This window comes from Luteimonas endophytica, from assembly GCF_029887875.1.
GTDB classification, from domain to species: domain Bacteria; phylum Pseudomonadota; class Gammaproteobacteria; order Xanthomonadales; family Xanthomonadaceae; genus Luteimonas; species Luteimonas endophytica.
This window is the reverse complement of record NZ_JARXRM010000045.1, coordinates 216,601-231,385: the sequence shown is the minus strand read 5'-3', so window position 1 is coordinate 231,385 and position 14,785 is coordinate 216,601. Positions and strand designations below refer to the sequence as shown.

Annotated in this window: 10 protein-coding genes and 1 pseudogene; 2 read left to right on the top strand and 9 right to left on the bottom strand. The window is 65.4% G+C overall.

What is annotated here, in order from left to right:
- Positions 1-330 precede the first annotated feature (330 nt).
- Positions 331-2,058 carry a DUF885 domain-containing protein gene (locus QFW77_RS16940; protein WP_280575985.1) on the bottom strand — a complete coding sequence of 576 codons (1,728 nt, stop codon included), beginning with the start codon at positions 2,056-2,058 and terminating at the stop codon, positions 331-333.
- A 206-nt stretch (positions 2,059-2,264) separates the two neighbouring features.
- On the bottom strand, positions 2,265-3,401 hold the full coding sequence (locus tag QFW77_RS16935; RefSeq protein ID WP_280575984.1) for an MBL fold metallo-hydrolase: 1,137 nt from the start codon (positions 3,399-3,401) through the stop codon (positions 2,265-2,267).
- A gap of 79 nt (positions 3,402-3,480) precedes the next feature.
- Between QFW77_RS16935 and QFW77_RS16930 the strand changes: the two genes are divergently transcribed.
- Positions 3,481-4,095 (top strand): TetR/AcrR family transcriptional regulator, encoded by a 615-nt coding sequence (locus tag QFW77_RS16930; protein ID WP_280575983.1) that lies wholly within the window; start codon positions 3,481-3,483, stop codon positions 4,093-4,095.
- A 15-nt stretch (positions 4,096-4,110) separates the two neighbouring features.
- On the opposite strand, the gene QFW77_RS16925 is transcribed toward QFW77_RS16930, so the two are convergent.
- On the bottom strand, positions 4,111-4,704 hold the full coding sequence (locus tag QFW77_RS16925) for a hypothetical protein (RefSeq protein ID WP_280576139.1): 594 nt from the start codon (positions 4,702-4,704) through the stop codon (positions 4,111-4,113).
- Positions 4,705-4,717: 13 nt separating this feature from the next.
- Positions 4,718-4,921 (bottom strand): hypothetical protein, encoded by a 204-nt coding sequence (locus tag QFW77_RS16920; protein WP_280576138.1) that lies wholly within the window; start codon positions 4,919-4,921, stop codon positions 4,718-4,720.
- Between the two features lie 93 nt (positions 4,922-5,014).
- On the opposite strand from QFW77_RS16920, the pseudogene QFW77_RS16915 reads away from it, so the two are divergent.
- A pseudogene (locus QFW77_RS16915) lies at positions 5,015-5,206 on the top strand (hypothetical protein); the annotation flags it as partial.
- Positions 5,207-5,350: 144 nt separating this feature from the next.
- Here the strand turns inward: QFW77_RS16915 and QFW77_RS16910 are convergent.
- The 5 genes from QFW77_RS16910 to tnpA form a co-directional block, all read right to left on the bottom strand.
- A complete protein-coding gene (locus QFW77_RS16910; RefSeq protein ID WP_280575982.1) occupies positions 5,351-5,824 on the bottom strand; it encodes a Cdi1I family immunity protein in 474 nt (157 codons plus the stop codon).
- Positions 5,821-6,732 (bottom strand): RHS repeat-associated core domain-containing protein, encoded by a 912-nt coding sequence (locus tag QFW77_RS16905; RefSeq protein ID WP_280575981.1) that lies wholly within the window; start codon positions 6,730-6,732, stop codon positions 5,821-5,823. The genes QFW77_RS16910 and QFW77_RS16905 overlap by 4 nt, the downstream gene beginning before the upstream one ends.
- 17 nt (positions 6,733-6,749) lie before the next feature.
- Positions 6,750-12,575 carry an RHS repeat protein gene (locus tag QFW77_RS16900; protein ID WP_280575980.1) on the bottom strand — a complete coding sequence of 1,942 codons (5,826 nt, stop codon included), beginning with the start codon at positions 12,573-12,575 and terminating at the stop codon, positions 6,750-6,752.
- Between the two features lie 602 nt (positions 12,576-13,177).
- Positions 13,178-13,912: an SDR family oxidoreductase gene (locus QFW77_RS16895; protein ID WP_280575979.1), complete on the bottom strand. Its 735-nt coding sequence runs from the start codon at positions 13,910-13,912 to the stop codon at positions 13,178-13,180.
- A gap of 421 nt (positions 13,913-14,333) precedes the next feature.
- Positions 14,334-14,765 (bottom strand): IS200/IS605 family transposase, encoded by a 432-nt coding sequence (gene tnpA / locus QFW77_RS16890; protein ID WP_280575978.1) that lies wholly within the window; start codon positions 14,763-14,765, stop codon positions 14,334-14,336.
- Positions 14,766-14,785: the final 20 nt, after the last annotated feature.

Here is a 14,785-nt window from a genome sequence, read left to right as displayed (position 1 = left end):
AACGACGTCCCGTTGTCGATGCCGACTAGGCTCCTGTTGCGCACGCGAGCGGCTTCCCCCCCACCCCGCCAGGTGCGCGGCACCATCATAGCGCCACGACGGTCGCTTTCTTGCTCGCACGACGTGTGGGCGAACCGATCCCACCCGGATTGCCCGTCGCTCCGCCGCGCGGCCTGCGGACTGGGGTTCGACCCCCCTTCAGGCGCTCGCCGGCTGAGGCACGGCAAGCTCGGGGCATTGCGCATCGCGCTGCACCCCGCCTCCACCGGTGCAGCGCGCGGGCTCGTTCCAGGCGCCGCCGTCGCCTTGCGGCCATCGCGGGCGCCGCGCTCACTCCCGCGCGGCGGCCTCCTGCGCGATCCACTGCTCGACGTTGCGACGCAACGTCTGCAAGGGGATCGCGCCCTGCTCCAGCACCACGCGATGAAAATCGCGCAGGTCGAAATGCTCGCCCAGGGCCTGCTCGGCCTCGCGCCGTAGCGCGACGATCTCCAGACCGCCCGAATCGTAGGCGGTCAGCTGGCCGGGCAGCACCGCCATGCGGTCGACCAGCGCTTCGGTCTCGTCGGCGCCGAAGCGGCCGCTCTCTAGCAGGTAGTCGATGGTCTGCTGGCGGCTCCACCCCAGCACGTGCAGGCCGGGGTCGGCGACCATGCCCCGCGCCGGCCAGGTGCGGCGCTGGATCCTGGCGTAGTCGTTGCTGTAGATCCCCGCTTCCTCGGCCAGCCGCTCCGCGTAGCGCCCCCAGCCTTCGGCATAGGCCGAGTTGAAGCTCATTCGCGAGAGCGGGGTCTTTTCCAGGGTGAGGGAGAAAGCGAACTGCATGTGGTGGCCCGGGTAGCTCTCGTGCACGGCGGTGATTTCCGCGGCGCCGCGCGTTTCGTCGGCCCAGCCTTCGCTGTCGATGCGGTAGTAGGCCGGCCGACCGGGATCGCCCGAGGGCTCGTAGTGGGCACTGGTGCCGGAGCCGCGCATGTAGTCGAGGAACGGCTCGGCGCGCAGTTCCTGTTCCGGCATCGCCAGGAACAGCGCGGCACTGGCCTCGCGGGCGCGGGCCACGATGCTGCGCGTGTAGTCGATCAACGCGTCCTCGCTCTCGAAGCGGTTGTCCGGCGCCTCACGCAGGTGCTGCAGGATCCGCGGCAGCTCGCGCGTACCGAAGACGCGCTCGCCCATCTCGCCGATCTCCGCCACGTTGGCGGCCACGGCCGCGGCGCCGATATCGTGGACCTCGCGCGCGCCGCGGTCGAGCGTGGTGTACATGCGCAGCGAGGCGCGGTAGCAGGCCTCCCCGTCGGGATTGGCCGACACCGCCAGCGTCTCGCGCGCATGCGGCAGGTAGTCGTCTTCCAGGTAGCGGCCGAAACGCGCCAGCGCGGGATTGACCTCCCCGGCGACGATGGCGCGGAACGCCTCGCCGAACGCGGCGTCGTCGCTGTTCCGCGCCGGTTCGGCCAGGGGGGAATCGCCCGGCGCGGCCGCGGCCAGCCCCGACACCTGGTCGATCACCCGCCGCACCACGCTGCGCGGCGCCGTGTAGCCGGCCTCCAGGCCGCGGCGCAGATTGGCGATCTCGCGGTCCACCAGGGCCGGTACCGCCGACCAGCGCCGCAGCGCCTGCGCGCGCGCTTCCGGCGTGTCCACCGGTTGCTCCCTGGCCACCGGCGGCAGCGCGAGATGCCAACCGGCCATGTGGTTCACGTCCCACAGCTCGCTGCGGCACACGCGCCCCTGGACGCTGGATTCCAGGCGCTCGGTCAGCAGCGCGTGGTCGAGCCGCGCGGCCGGGTCGGCCAGGGTCTCGGGATCGAGCGCGCGCAGCTCGGCCAGCAGCGCGTCCTCGGCGGCGAGCTGTCGCGCGCGCGCCTCCGGGCTGCGGTCCGCCCAGCTGCCGTGATCCTGGAGCGGCAGCCCGGTGAAATAGGCCAGCGTCGGATCCTGCTCCAGCGCCAGCGCCACGGCGCGTTCGGCCAACCCGCGCATCCGCGCGTCCGACGCCATGCCGGGCGCCGCGCCTGCCAGGGCCAGCACCAGGCCCGCAACGATCATCCGCTGCATTCGGTCACTCCCTCGGAACGGAACCCGGACGTTAGCGGCGGGCCCGTGCACGCGGCAATGCCGAAAGGCACGGTTTCGAAGAGCACGCGTGCGCGCGTCGCGCAATGGCCGCCAACGGGGCCGGCCACTGCGGGCGCTGCTCTCCAGCCGAGGGCGCTCGCCCGGTCCGCGTCAGCCCGTGTACGGCGCCTTGCGGCCTTGCAGCCTCATTCCCGCCACCAGGCCGCGGTCGGCTCCGGCGCGGCCAGGTCGAAGCGCTCGCCCATGCGCGGCGTGGCCAGCGCGATGCCGCGGTCGGCGGCCAGTGCGGCGACGCGTACGAAAGGGTCGTCCCAGGCGTGCATCGCCAGATCGAAGGTGCCGTTGTGGATCGGCAGCAGCACCCGGCCGCGCAGGTCGGCATGCGCCTGCACGGTCTGCTCCGGCAGCATGTGCACGTAGGCCCAGCGCGCGTCGTAGGCGCCGGTTTCGAGCATGGCCACGTCGAACGGGCCGAAGCGGCGGCCGATCTCGCTGAAACCGTCGAAGTAACCGGTGTCGCCGCTGAAGAACAGCCGCAGCCCATCGCCGCCCGCGCCCGCCGGCGGATCGATGATCACCCAGGACGTCCACAGCGTGCGATCGCCATCGAACAGGCCGCGCCCCGAGAAGTGCTGCGCGGGCGTGGCGACGATACGCAGCCCGTCCAGCTCGGTCTCCTGCCACCAGTCGAACTGCCGAACCTTCGCCGCCGGCACCCCCCAGGCCACCAACCGGTCGCCGACGCCCAGCGGCGCCAGGAACACCTCGGCCTTGCCGGCGAGCGCCACCACCGCGGTGCGGTCCAGATGGTCGTAGTGGTCGTGCGAGAGCAGCACCCCGCGCAGCGGCGGCAACGCCTCCAGCGCGATCGGCGGGGCATGGAAACGCTTCGGTCCCATCCACTGCAGCGGCGAGGCGCGTTCGGCGAACACCGGATCGGTGAGCCAGAACCCGCCGCGCAGCTTGATCAGCAGGGTCGAGTGCCCCAGCCGGAACAAGCTGCGGTCCGGCGCGGCCTCCAGGGCGGCGCGGGTCAGCGGCAGCACCACCGGCGGCGCGTCCGGCACCGTGGTGGCGGGCTTGTGGAAGGCGAAGTCCCACAGCAGCCGCGCCATGAAGCCGATGCCCTGGGGCGGGCGCGGCGCAACGTTGCGGAACTTGCCCTCGGCGGCCTGCGGCGAGGCCGGGTAGCCGGCAAGGGGGCGATTGGTACGGACCAGGGACAGGGTGCAGGCACTCACGGCAATGACTCCGAAGGCGAGGGTGAGGGCGATCAGGCGCCGCCTGAAGGAGCGGCGGCGGCGGGACGGCGGTGCGGTCATGGCGGGCATCCAGAAACTACACGGTGCAGTGTAGTTAGCCGATCCCAGAAAGTAAACTCACCGGTGTAAACTTGCCCGCATGGCCCGCCCCGCCCCCCCGACCCGGCTTACCGACCGCAAGCGCGCGGCAATCGTCGACGCCGCCGTGGCCGAGTTCCGCGCTGCCGGCTTCGAGACCACCAGCATGGACCGCATCGCCGCCACCGCCGGGGTGTCCAAGCGCACCGTCTACAACCACTTCCCCAGCAAGGAAGCGCTGTTCGTCCACATCGTCGATGCACTGATGGCCCGCGGCAGCGACGAGCGCGCCACCCCCTACCGCGCCGGCACGCCCCTGCGCGGGCAGCTGCTGGAACTGGTGCAGCGCAAGCTGCGCCTGTTGCACGAGCCCGACTTCGCCGACCTGGCGCGCGTGGCCATCGTGGCCAGCCTGCATTCGCCCGAGCTGGCCCGCCAGCTGATGGAACTGCTGGGACGGCGCGAACACGCCATGACCACCTGGGTGCGCGCCGCCGCCGCCGACGGCCGGCTCAGGACCGAGGACCCCGCCTTCGCCGCCCAGCAGCTCGAATCGCTGGTCAAGGGCGCGGCGTTCTGGCCGCAGATCGCGATGGGGCAGGCGCCGCTGACCGATGCGCAACAGGACGCGGTGGCCGAATCGGCGGTGGAGATGTTCCTGGCGCGCTACGGCTGAGGGCGCGCGCCCGGCTCAGGGCCCGCACTGCCAGCGGCCCTCGAAGGTGCGGCTGGCGCCATCGGCGCGCTGGTAGGTCAGCGTGGCCGGGCGTGGCGGCGACTCGCCGCCGCCGATCGCGGCGCCGGTCTCGACGATGCGGATGGTCTTGCCCTGCCCGGTGAACGTGGGGTCGCGGGTCATGCCGTCGAACCCGCCCGGCGCGCGCACCGGCTCCACGTAGCCGGCGACCTTCACGATGCCCCGGGCCGGCTCCTCCGACGCCACGATCCCCATGGCGTGCAGCAGCGGCTGCCCGTCGGCGGAGAAACTGCAGCCGAGTTCGCCCCCCAGGTCCGCACCTTCCAGGTCGCTCGCGCTCAGCGCCTCCAGCCGGATCTCCGAGCCATCGCCGCCCACCGTGCCGCCCGTGGCGGCCGCGGGCGTGGCGTCTTGCTGCGTGCCGTCGTCGGGCGTGGGGTCCTGTTGCATGGCGGCGTCGCCCGCGGGCGCCGGCGCCGCATTGGAGGCTGGCGCCGGTGATTCGCCAGCCGGCTGCGCGGCGTCGTCGCCGGGCGCGCACGCGGCCAGCAAGCCGAAAGCGACCAGCGCGATTGCGGCCGCCTTCACGATGGCCCTGGATTCAGGAGCGACGGAGCTGCAGACGAACATGGAAAACCTCATGCGTGGCGACCGCCTCGGATGGTCGGCGGTCCGAACGGCCATGATGGTGAAGGGCGCCTTTCAACGCCGTGAAATGGGCGGCGGCGCCACCGGGTGCCGGCACCCGGATCCGTGCCTCGTCGATCTTGATCACCTTGCCCAGGGTAGGCGTAGACTCGTTCATGGTGGTGGTCCTCGTTGGTTGGAACGTCGCAGTCCCAATTCCATCGGGGGCCACCGCCTCCGTCAAATGTGCGGAACAAACGTTACGTCATCGCAGCAGTTCCGCCACATCAAGGTGCGCTACCGCGGCTTGATGAAGAATACCGGCCAGATGCTGACGTTGTTCGCGTTGTCGAATCTCTGGATGGCGCGCCGGCACTTGCTGCCGGCGACGGGAGAGGTGTGTCCCCCGGGCGGGGAACCCCGCCCAAATTCGCCGAAAACGGCGCAACGAGCGTCGCGATGAGAGCTTGTTGACCCCAAACACTGGAATCACTGCGTCAAGCCACGTTGTTCAGATGATCCCTAGGTCTACTGGCCGAAGAACCGAGGCCATTCCACTCCGCCCCCTTGAGGCTTGTCCTCTCTAGTTTCTTGTCACGCTGGCCTGCTACCAAAAATCGACTATAGGGCCGGCGCTGCTATTAGTGAAGAACCTCGTCTTCTCATCATGCGCTGGCTCATACCCACAATATACATTCTCGCCACCAGATAACCCTAAAAACTCAACTGCGCTCAAGCGAAGCGATTCAATCGGCCCAATGCAACCCTTACGGGAAATATCCTCCGGGATGAAAGACAATGCCACGTCATACGCTCCATCGTACTTGATGATTTGAAGAAGCGGCCTTAGGATTGATATCTGTGGCCAGTCCACCCTATCTAAACTCAGGGAGATCGTGGCAGAAGTAGACGGCGTAGCGTTCAGAATCTTTGCAACATCACCATCCCAATCCAAAGAATCTCTGTCAGCCTCACTCACATCCGTCGACAAAACGCAAGAACCTTCAATCAGTGTGCCTATAAAATCGTTCAATCGCGCATCTAGAACGTTCTCAAAAACTAGTTCAACGAGATTGCTCATTTGTCGATGAATCCCTTGAAAGTGCCATCCATATTCAGCCGAACCCCCCTTCCGTCCCTTAAAGTTTTCTCAAGGAACTTTGTGCCATCCTTGTTCGTAACTTCTTGGAACCTACCTGGCCCCCTGACGATCTCGCGAAAATGCCTCATTGCTTGAGTATTCCAAGTCCTCATGGAACCAGACATTCTTCCCCATACGCCAGGATTTCTCCCAGCATGCTTGGAAAGCGCATGTCCGATTAAGGTGCTTCCTTTATACGCTTGCTGCGCGGATGTCGCTGCTGTTCTAAGACGTGAAAAATTAGCTAGTCGTTCCGTATGGATTGCTGCTCTTGCTATCCGCGTCAGCTTGATTACACCACCCGCAATCGCCCCGGCCGGAACGAATGTTGTTGCATCATTAAAAGCAGCCTGTGCGAACCCATCACCTTCACCATCGTACCCATCCTTCAACGCTCCGATCACCGTATCGCCGTCGAATCCACGGCCGTTGAGTGCGTTCCAACTTTCAGTAATCACACCGCCAACAAAGGTGACACCGTCTCTTCCATCAGGATCGGTGAAATTGTATGGGCTGTTGAAAGCGTAGGCGTAGCGGTTGAAGTTCGTCATCGGCTTCTCGTAAGCCGTAACGGGATCAACCGAGAGGAACCTCCCGATCCCCGGATCGTAATAGCGCTGCTGCATATACACCAGCCCGGTGGCAGCGTCCTGCACATGCCCCGTGTACCCCGGCCCGTCCTGCACCACCGGCGTCAGCTGGGCGCCGTAGGGCTCGTACTCGCGCCGTTCGATCACGTTCCGGTCCTGGTCGGTGATCGCCACGACCGAGCCCAACGCGTCGGTGTGGATGTAGGACACCTTCTGCGCATGGGCCGGTTGCCAGAACACCGCGAGCAGGCCGATCACCCATAGCTTCCGCCAGTTCATAGCTGCTCTCCCGTCTCCGGCACGCTCAGCGGATCCTGACACGTCGGCTCTCCCGGCCTGCAGCCGCCCATGTTTTCCACGGAAACCGTCTTCACTGAAGAGAAGGAGCCGCATCCTCCGGCATTGCAGGCGCGGATGCGATAGCTCCAGAAGCCCACCACTGAGGCAAACGTGGAGCTGGTCCCGCCAGCGTTGTAGGCAACGCTCCAACTCCCGCTACCGGGATGGCGCTGCAGTTCATAGCGGGTGGCGGTGGCGACGGTGGACCAGGACACGGAGTAGCTGGTTTGCAGATAGCTGTTGACGTGACCAGGTGCATTCAGCGTGGGCACGCCCGATGGCGGGAACGTGACCAGCGTAGTCTTGATCCCGGAGTAGCCGCCGCAGCCGCCGGCATTGCAGGCTCGTGCCCGGTAAGCGTAGCTGCCGTTGCCCAGCCCGGAAACGGCCTTGCTGCGGCTGGCGCCGCTGTAGATCTCCGTCCAGCTACCACTGTTCCTGCTCTGTTCGAGACGGTAGCTGGTGCTCGTGCTAACGCTCGTCCAGCTGACGGTGAAGGCGCCGTTGCTATTGGATCCCGGTGCAGTGACGGTAGGTGCACTGCCAGGCGGGTGGGTCACCACGGTGACCTTTATCGCCGAGCCGCTGCCGCAACCTCCGGTGTTGCAGGCTTTGGCCTGGTACTCGTAGCGGCCGTTGGCCAGGCCCGACATCGCCTTGCTCAAGGAGGCGCCGCTGTAGACCAGTTGCCAGGGGTCCTCGACGCCGCTCCCGTCCTTGCGTTGCCACAGGTCGTAACTCGTCGCACCGCTCACGCCGGTCCAACTGATCGTGAACGCCCCATTGTTGTCGGTCGCCGGCGCGGTCACGGTCGGGGCGCCCCCCGGCGGGTGGGTGACCACGGTGGTCTTGATCCCCGAGAATGCCCCGCACCCGCCCGCGTTGCAGGCCTGGACCCGATAGTCGTAGTTGCCGTTGTTCAGGCCCGAGACGGCCTTGCTGCGCGTTGCGCCGCTGTAGATCTCGCCCCACGACCCACCGTTCCTGCGTTGCTGCAGGATGTAGCTCGTCGCTGTAGTCACACTGTTCCAGCTGACGGTGAATGCACCGTTGTTGTCCGTAGCCGGCGCCGTCAGGGTCGGCGCTCCGCTTGGCGGGAAGACCACCTCCGTCGTTGCGATATTGGAATACGCCGTACACCCGCCCACGTTGCAGGCCCGGACTTGGTAGTCCCAGGTGCCCACGCTCAAGCCGAGCATCATCTTGCTGAAGCCTGGGCCTGTATAGACGGTGGTATAGCTGCCGCCATCCTTGCTCTGCTTCAGTCGATACTCGGTCGCGCCGCTGCGGCTGGTCCAGGAAACAGTGAACGTTCCGTCGCTATCGATCGCAGGCGCGGTCAATGTAGGCGCTCCTCCGCTTGGCGGAAACGTCACCGTTGTCGTCGCAATCGGCGAGAAGCCCGCGCAACCGACCTCGTTGCACGCCTGCGCGCGATAGTCATAGCTACCATTGTTCAACCCGGTAATCGCTTTGCTCAGCGCCGTGCCGCTGTAGATCTCGCTCCAGGCGCCGCCGTCCTTGCGCTGTTCCAGCCGATAGCTGGCAGCCCCTGCGACCGCCGTCCAGCTGACGGCAAAGGCACCGTCATTGTCGTGGACCGGAGCAGTCACGACGGGAGCGCCGCCGGGCAGCAGCGCGACTGCCGTCGACTCGATGTCCGAGTATCCCGCGCAGCCAGCGGCATTGCAGGCACGTATGCGGTGCTCGTAGCTACCATTGCTCAGGCCACTGATCACGGTGCTCAGGCTGGGGCCGCTGTAGACCTGGCCCCAGGCGCCGCCGCCCTTGCGCTGTTCCAGTTCGTAGCGCTCAGCGGTGGCAACCGCGGTCCAGCTGGCGGTGAAGGAGCTGGTATTGTTGGTGGCCGGAACACTCAAGGTGGGCACGCCGCTGGGCGGCACCCTGGAGCGGTCGACCTGGGCCACCAGCCTGTCGCCAAGATAGAGGTAGACGGTATCGAGCTCCTTGCGCCGATCGGAAGTGAACATCAGCTGCCCGGCCTGGCTGTACAGGCTGTAACGGCTGCTCCCGGTAATGTCCCGCACCCGTCGGCCCAGGCCGTCGTAGACATAGGTGGTATTGCCGGCGCTGGTGCTGCGCAGGCGGTTGCCGTAATCGAAGCCAAAATTCACGCCACCCCGGCTGCTCAGGTTGCCCTGCTCGTCGTAGCCGAGAGCCGTCACGGTACTGCCGCTGCAGCTTCCATTCCGGATGCTGGCCAGGCGCCAGCTGCCGTCGTAACAGTAGTGATGGTCACGCGCGGCATTGCCGCCACTCAACTTGGTGCGAGTCAGATTGTCGAGCACGTCATAGGCATAGGTCGCAGTGCCGAACATCGCTGAAGTGGTGCGGGTGAGCCGATCCAGCCCGTCATACTCCATGTCGCGGTTGCCGCGCTGGTTGCGACCGGTGGCGCCGTCGGTAATGGCCGCGACGTTGCCGTTGGGGTCGTAGTCGTACTGGTCCTGCAGGAACCTGGTGTCTTCGTACGCATCCATACGGGTCTCTGGCAGCCCCCGATCGTTCTGCGTCAAGGTGTGGACGATGCCGTTGTCATAAGCAAACTGCTTCGGTGTTCCATTGGGGTGGTATGTCACTCCGGTGACGACGTTACCCACCCGCGTCGGCTGACCCAACGCGTTGGGTGCGTAGCTGACGGCACCTTCGGCCGGATAGCTGTGCGAGCTGACATGCCCGTTGGCGTTGTAGCCGGTGCCCAGCGTCCAGGCGATCGTGCCCCACTCCATCCGTTCGCTGGTCAGCAAGCGACGCCGGTTGTAGCTGTACGCCGTGGTCACGACGTTGCCGCCGCCGTTGTTGGCTTCGATGGTCCTCGGCAGGCCGTCGGGCGTATAGGTATGCGCCGTGTTGCCGCGGTTGTCGGGGAAGCTGAGGAACGTGATCCGGTTGCGTTCGTCGTAGCTGCGGAGCGCGCGCCGGGCGCTGATCGCAGCCGTATCTCCGGTCGCGTGGCATGCGGTGCTGATCGGCAGCCCCCCTGCCGACCACGCCAGGTTCCCTGCCCCGTCGTATCCCATCAGGGTGGCGCCGGTCTCCGGTTCCACCATGCGGCACAGTTCGTGGTTGGCATTGTAGCTATAGGAGCGATTGACGACGGTGGTGCCGCCGGTTGCACTGCTGCTGTTGCTGCGCCGGATCCTCGTCGGCTTGCCGAACACGTCGCGGGTGATGTGGGTGTACGCCCCCTCCGGATGCCAGATGGAGATCGGGGTGTCGTAGCTCGGCTCGTCGAACGCCTGGAACCAGGTCCGGGTCTGGTTGCCCTTGGGGTCCGTTACCCGCGTGTAGTAGCCGTCGTCGTTGCTGAGATAGCTGTACGCCGAGACAAGGTCGCCCAGCTCAGAGTTCTGGCGCACCGAGGTGGTCCGGCCGAGCGCATCGTAGCTGGTGTGGACACCCTGGGTGACGGCAGACAGCGACGACACAGAGGGCACCGGGTACGAGGTGAAGGTCGTCCGCCCGTCGTGGTCGTAAGCGTAGCGAGTGAAACGATTGGTCGCCGCCGCGTCGGCGGTGTCGTACTCCTGCACCAGCACCGGCCGCCACAACGCGTCGAAATAGGTGAGCTTGCGGCCGTTGCCGGTGCTGATGACCTGCCGCCAGTGGCCTCCGGACAACCCATAGGCGCTCCCCGCCCGTTGCTCGAAGACGAACGTCGTCGCATTCCAGGCCGTGCTGTCGCCGGCCGGATAGGTAATCTTGCTCAGCCGCCCCATCGGGTCGTATGCGTAGTTGGTGGCGAAGCCGTTCTCGTCCGTGACCCGGGTAATCCATCCCGCATCGTTCACCACCGCCGATTGCGTCGTCCCGTCGGCATGGGCGATCGATTGTGGAACTCCACGCTTCCAGTTGCTCAGCGTGGTGACGTTGTTGTTGCCGTCCTTGACGGTCTTGACCGTACCCATCTGACCGGCGATGGTCACATCGTGGGTCCGCGTCCACTGGAGTTTGCCGAACGACCTGTACGTCAGCGGCTGGGCGTAGCTGCTGTAGCTGGTCTCGGAGACGACGACCCCGTTCACGGTAAGCCGTGACGGTTGGCCGAGCACCCATCTGGCCAGGTTGTCGTGGTAGGCAACGGTCTCCGTTCTATCAAAGCCAGAAGAGTTCCAGCGCCTCGTCCGGAGAGGCCTAGCCAGACTATCGAACTCGAGCACTCGTCTAGCGAATGAAGCGCCGCTAGCATCGGTGACAACTCTCTCGCTCTCCTCGACCCGGTATTTCGCCCAGTGCTGCGGCGCCTGCTCAGATATGCCGACAGGTACGCCGATCGGATCAAACTGCTGGTACTTGTAAGTTTCCGTCCTTCTGATGCTGTCCGGCCCCGCGCCAATCTCCAGCTTCAGAAGCAGACCATCGTCCACTTCTGCCCGGTTCCCGAACGTATATCGAGCGAAACTGTATCCGGGCCGTGTAACCGAGACCGTTCGTGTGCGGGGCGAACTCGATGTGCACTCGTTACCACGAACAGAAAATCCGACGAAGCAGTCGTTCGGGGCACCGTAGTCGAACAATGTCGTCATCGTAGACAGCCCCGGGCCGCTTACCGTCTTCGAAACCAGCGCGATCCCCTGAATCAGGTTCTGCACCGCGAGCCGCTCACCATTGTGGAAGTCATCCATGCACCTGTACTGCGTATCGGAGTAACCCCTGTTGCGCGGCTCGAATCTAAAAGTGCCTTTCGCCCCTGAACGCAAGGTTATTGTTACCGTCGCGGACCCGCTGTACCTCGCACCGAGATGGACTCCCCCGTCGCAACCTTGATAGGAATGATCATTCCTGATGATTCCGTTGTCGACTTCGAGCTTCCACTGGCTCAGATCAGGATATGTGATCGTCAGGTTCTGCCCGTCCCTGTCATAGATCCACTGCCTTCCTGCACTGCTATAGACAGTTCGCGTTCCATTTGACTCAGAAGTGACCGCTCTTCCATCGCTAGTCGCGCCTCCCTCCACCCAGTTCCCGAACCTATCTTCGTGTCTGGTCGCGGTGATCCTGACCTCCGCTACATCAAGCCTCGTGTCGCCGAGATCGTTGTACTTCTTGAGCTGCGGATAGGGAAACGATTGTGAAACCCGGTCGAAACGATACCGCTCGCCCTCCGGCGTTACCCCGACAAATCCTTCCTCACCCGAAGGCAGCGTAATACAAGAAAAGAACCATCCGTTGTTCGTCGACCACCTATAAGGACCACCTGTCGTCGGCATGCTCGGCATCGACACCCCATCCCATACGGCGTTGAGGTGCATCGACTTTCCGTCAATATTCAGCGTTATGCCTTTCCAGTATTCCTCTGGCTCCCATATGCCGGCCTTTCCCGAGGTACTTTCAACAATCGGCGCCGACGCGCTTGCATTCGGTCGGGAGCACCTCTTGAAACGATCGGCCCCATCCGCATCGGTCACCCACCCGGTCTCCTTGCTGTATGTTCCTGACAGATACGGCCCGGCCGATACCCACTTGAACGAGTAGTTGCGGCCGTCGTCGTAGCCTTGGAACATGCGCGGCCGCATCAAAGGCAAGTCGTTATTTCCAGGTACCGATGGCCCCTGAACGTAGAATGTGGTCTCGCCTGAGTAATAATTTATGGCTTCACCGAAATCCGAGCCTGCGTTACCTTCGATACCGGCCGCCCGCGACAGGTTGGTATCGAAGTTGGCGGGGACCGTTCGCTCTGCATGCAGGCTTGCGGGCAAGCCAAGGACCATGGCCATCGCAACAGTTGCTAGACGCCTCATCAGCTCGCTCCTCTCGACTGGGCGCATAGCTCCGTAGCTCCGCCACCCCCTATTGGGCCAAAGAATCTCTGACAGAAGGGCCCCAGCGAGCCCGGGCGCGAGTTGGTGACGAGGCGACCCTGCGGGCGCGCGGCAGGACCGGTCGCCCAGATCGGCTTCGAGTCGAATGCTTTCATCCATGCCCCTTCCATCGCCACCCGTTGCGGGCGGCACTCCATGAGTGTCCTGTTCCTTTCCCCAGTCCGCCGGCCTCTTCCCCGATCCTGGCCACGGCGGTTTCCGTCTTATACCCCCACTCTTGGCCGCGGGCAACAGTCTCGTTCTCCCTTGCTTGGTCATCGATTCGATCGGGCGGCGGAACGCGCTCGCGCTTCGATGGAGTACGCCCTGGCGCCGGACATCCCGCCCCTCGGTCCGCGCTACGGAACTACCCGAGCGGCGCAAGCGGCTGGTCCCGTACATCGTAGTACCGCGGACTCCATAGCAGTGCCGTGAAACGGGCTAGGGCACCACGTGGCCTAGGAAGCAGTGCCGCAACGCTGTGGGGGGCCGCACTCGGCCGCCGGCTGTCCGGCCGCTCACGCGATCACCCGGCCGCGTGGTCACCAGGGAAGCCCACCCTGCGCATCACCGAAGCGGCCGCTCCGTGCGTCGCCGACCAGCGCGGCCTGCACCGGTGCCTTGGCCCCCTCGGCCGGCGAACGATCGCCGGCATGGCCGTTGAGGTCCGTCGCGGTGAGCCCGGGGCAGATCGACTGCACCACGATGCCGCTGTCGCGCAGCTCCGCGGCCAGCTGCACCGTCAGCATGTTCAGCGCGGTCTTCGACGCGTTGTAGCCGATCAGCTTCACGTCGTAGGCCTCCCAGGACGGATCACCGTTCAACTTCAGCGAGGCCAGGCTGCTCGACACGTTGACGATCCGCCCGGCGCGGGAACGGCGCAGCAGCGGCAGCATCGCCTGGGTCACCGCCAGCGCGCCGAAGAAGTTGGTCTCGAACACCTGGCGCACCGCGTCCAACGAGGCCTTGCCGGGCGAGCCATCCTCGGCCACGGCGATGCCGGCGTTGTTCACCAGGATGTCGAGCCGGCCGTGCTCGTTCGCGATCAGGGACGCCGCGCGCTCGATGGCCTGCGCATCCGTGACGTCCAGTGGCAGCCAGGAAACCGCGAGCCCCTCGTCGGCCAGCGCATGCGCGGCGGCCTGGCCGCGCTCCGGGTTCCGAGCGCCGAGCAGCACCACCGCGCCGGCCTGGCCGAGCTGCCGCGCCACCTCGTAGCCGATGCCCTTGTTGGCGCCGGTCACCAGGGCGATCGTTGGGTTTTCTCGGGTGCTCATGACGTGGGCTCCTGTGGTCGTGTCGGTCCAACGGCTGTCGATATGGAGACTCGGCTGACGGATCAAAAGCATTGGGTACGTGCGCGCCTGAGAGGCAGGATGGACGGCGAAGCGACCGGCTGGCGCCGATCCGCAGGGCCAAGCAGGGGCTGATCGAAAACGCCGCCGAGGAGCTCGCGGAACTGGAGCGTCATTGGCGGGGCGCGGGAGATTCCCGCGCTGCGATCCGCGCTGGGCGGCTACCACGAGCGCCGCAAGCGGCTGGTCCCATGCATCGTGGCGGTGCTGAACGAAGGGCGCGAACAGTTTCAGTAAGTAGCCCCCGGCAAAGCCGGGGGCTTTGAGATGTGTGAGCTGCTCAAAGCGGCTGGCGGGGGCGCTGCGCGCTCCCCTTGGAATGGCCGCCTGAAGGCGGCCCCCGTCACCTCAACAACTGCAACTGGTCCAACCGGCGGTCTTCTGCCTCCTGGTTCCTGATGTACGCCCGAATCACCGCTTCGTACCGACCTACCGTCGAGACGAAGTAGCCTCGGGCCCAGAAGCTCTGACCCACGAAGCTCCGCTTCCGCTCTCCGTACACCCGTGCCATATGTATCGCGCTCTTGCCCTTGATGTATCCCACCACTTGCGACACCGCATACTTCGGCGGAATCTTCAATAGCATATGGACATGGTCGGGCATCAGATGCCCCTCCTCCACCCGGCTCCGCTTCTGCTCGGCCAAGCGCCGGAACACTTCGCCCAGATACTGCCGAAGCTGCCTGTACAGCGTCTTACGACGGCACTTCGGGATGAACACCGCGTTGTAAAGACACTCCCACTGGGTGTGATTTAAGCTCTCGTACTCATCCATCTCGGATTCTCCGTCTCGTG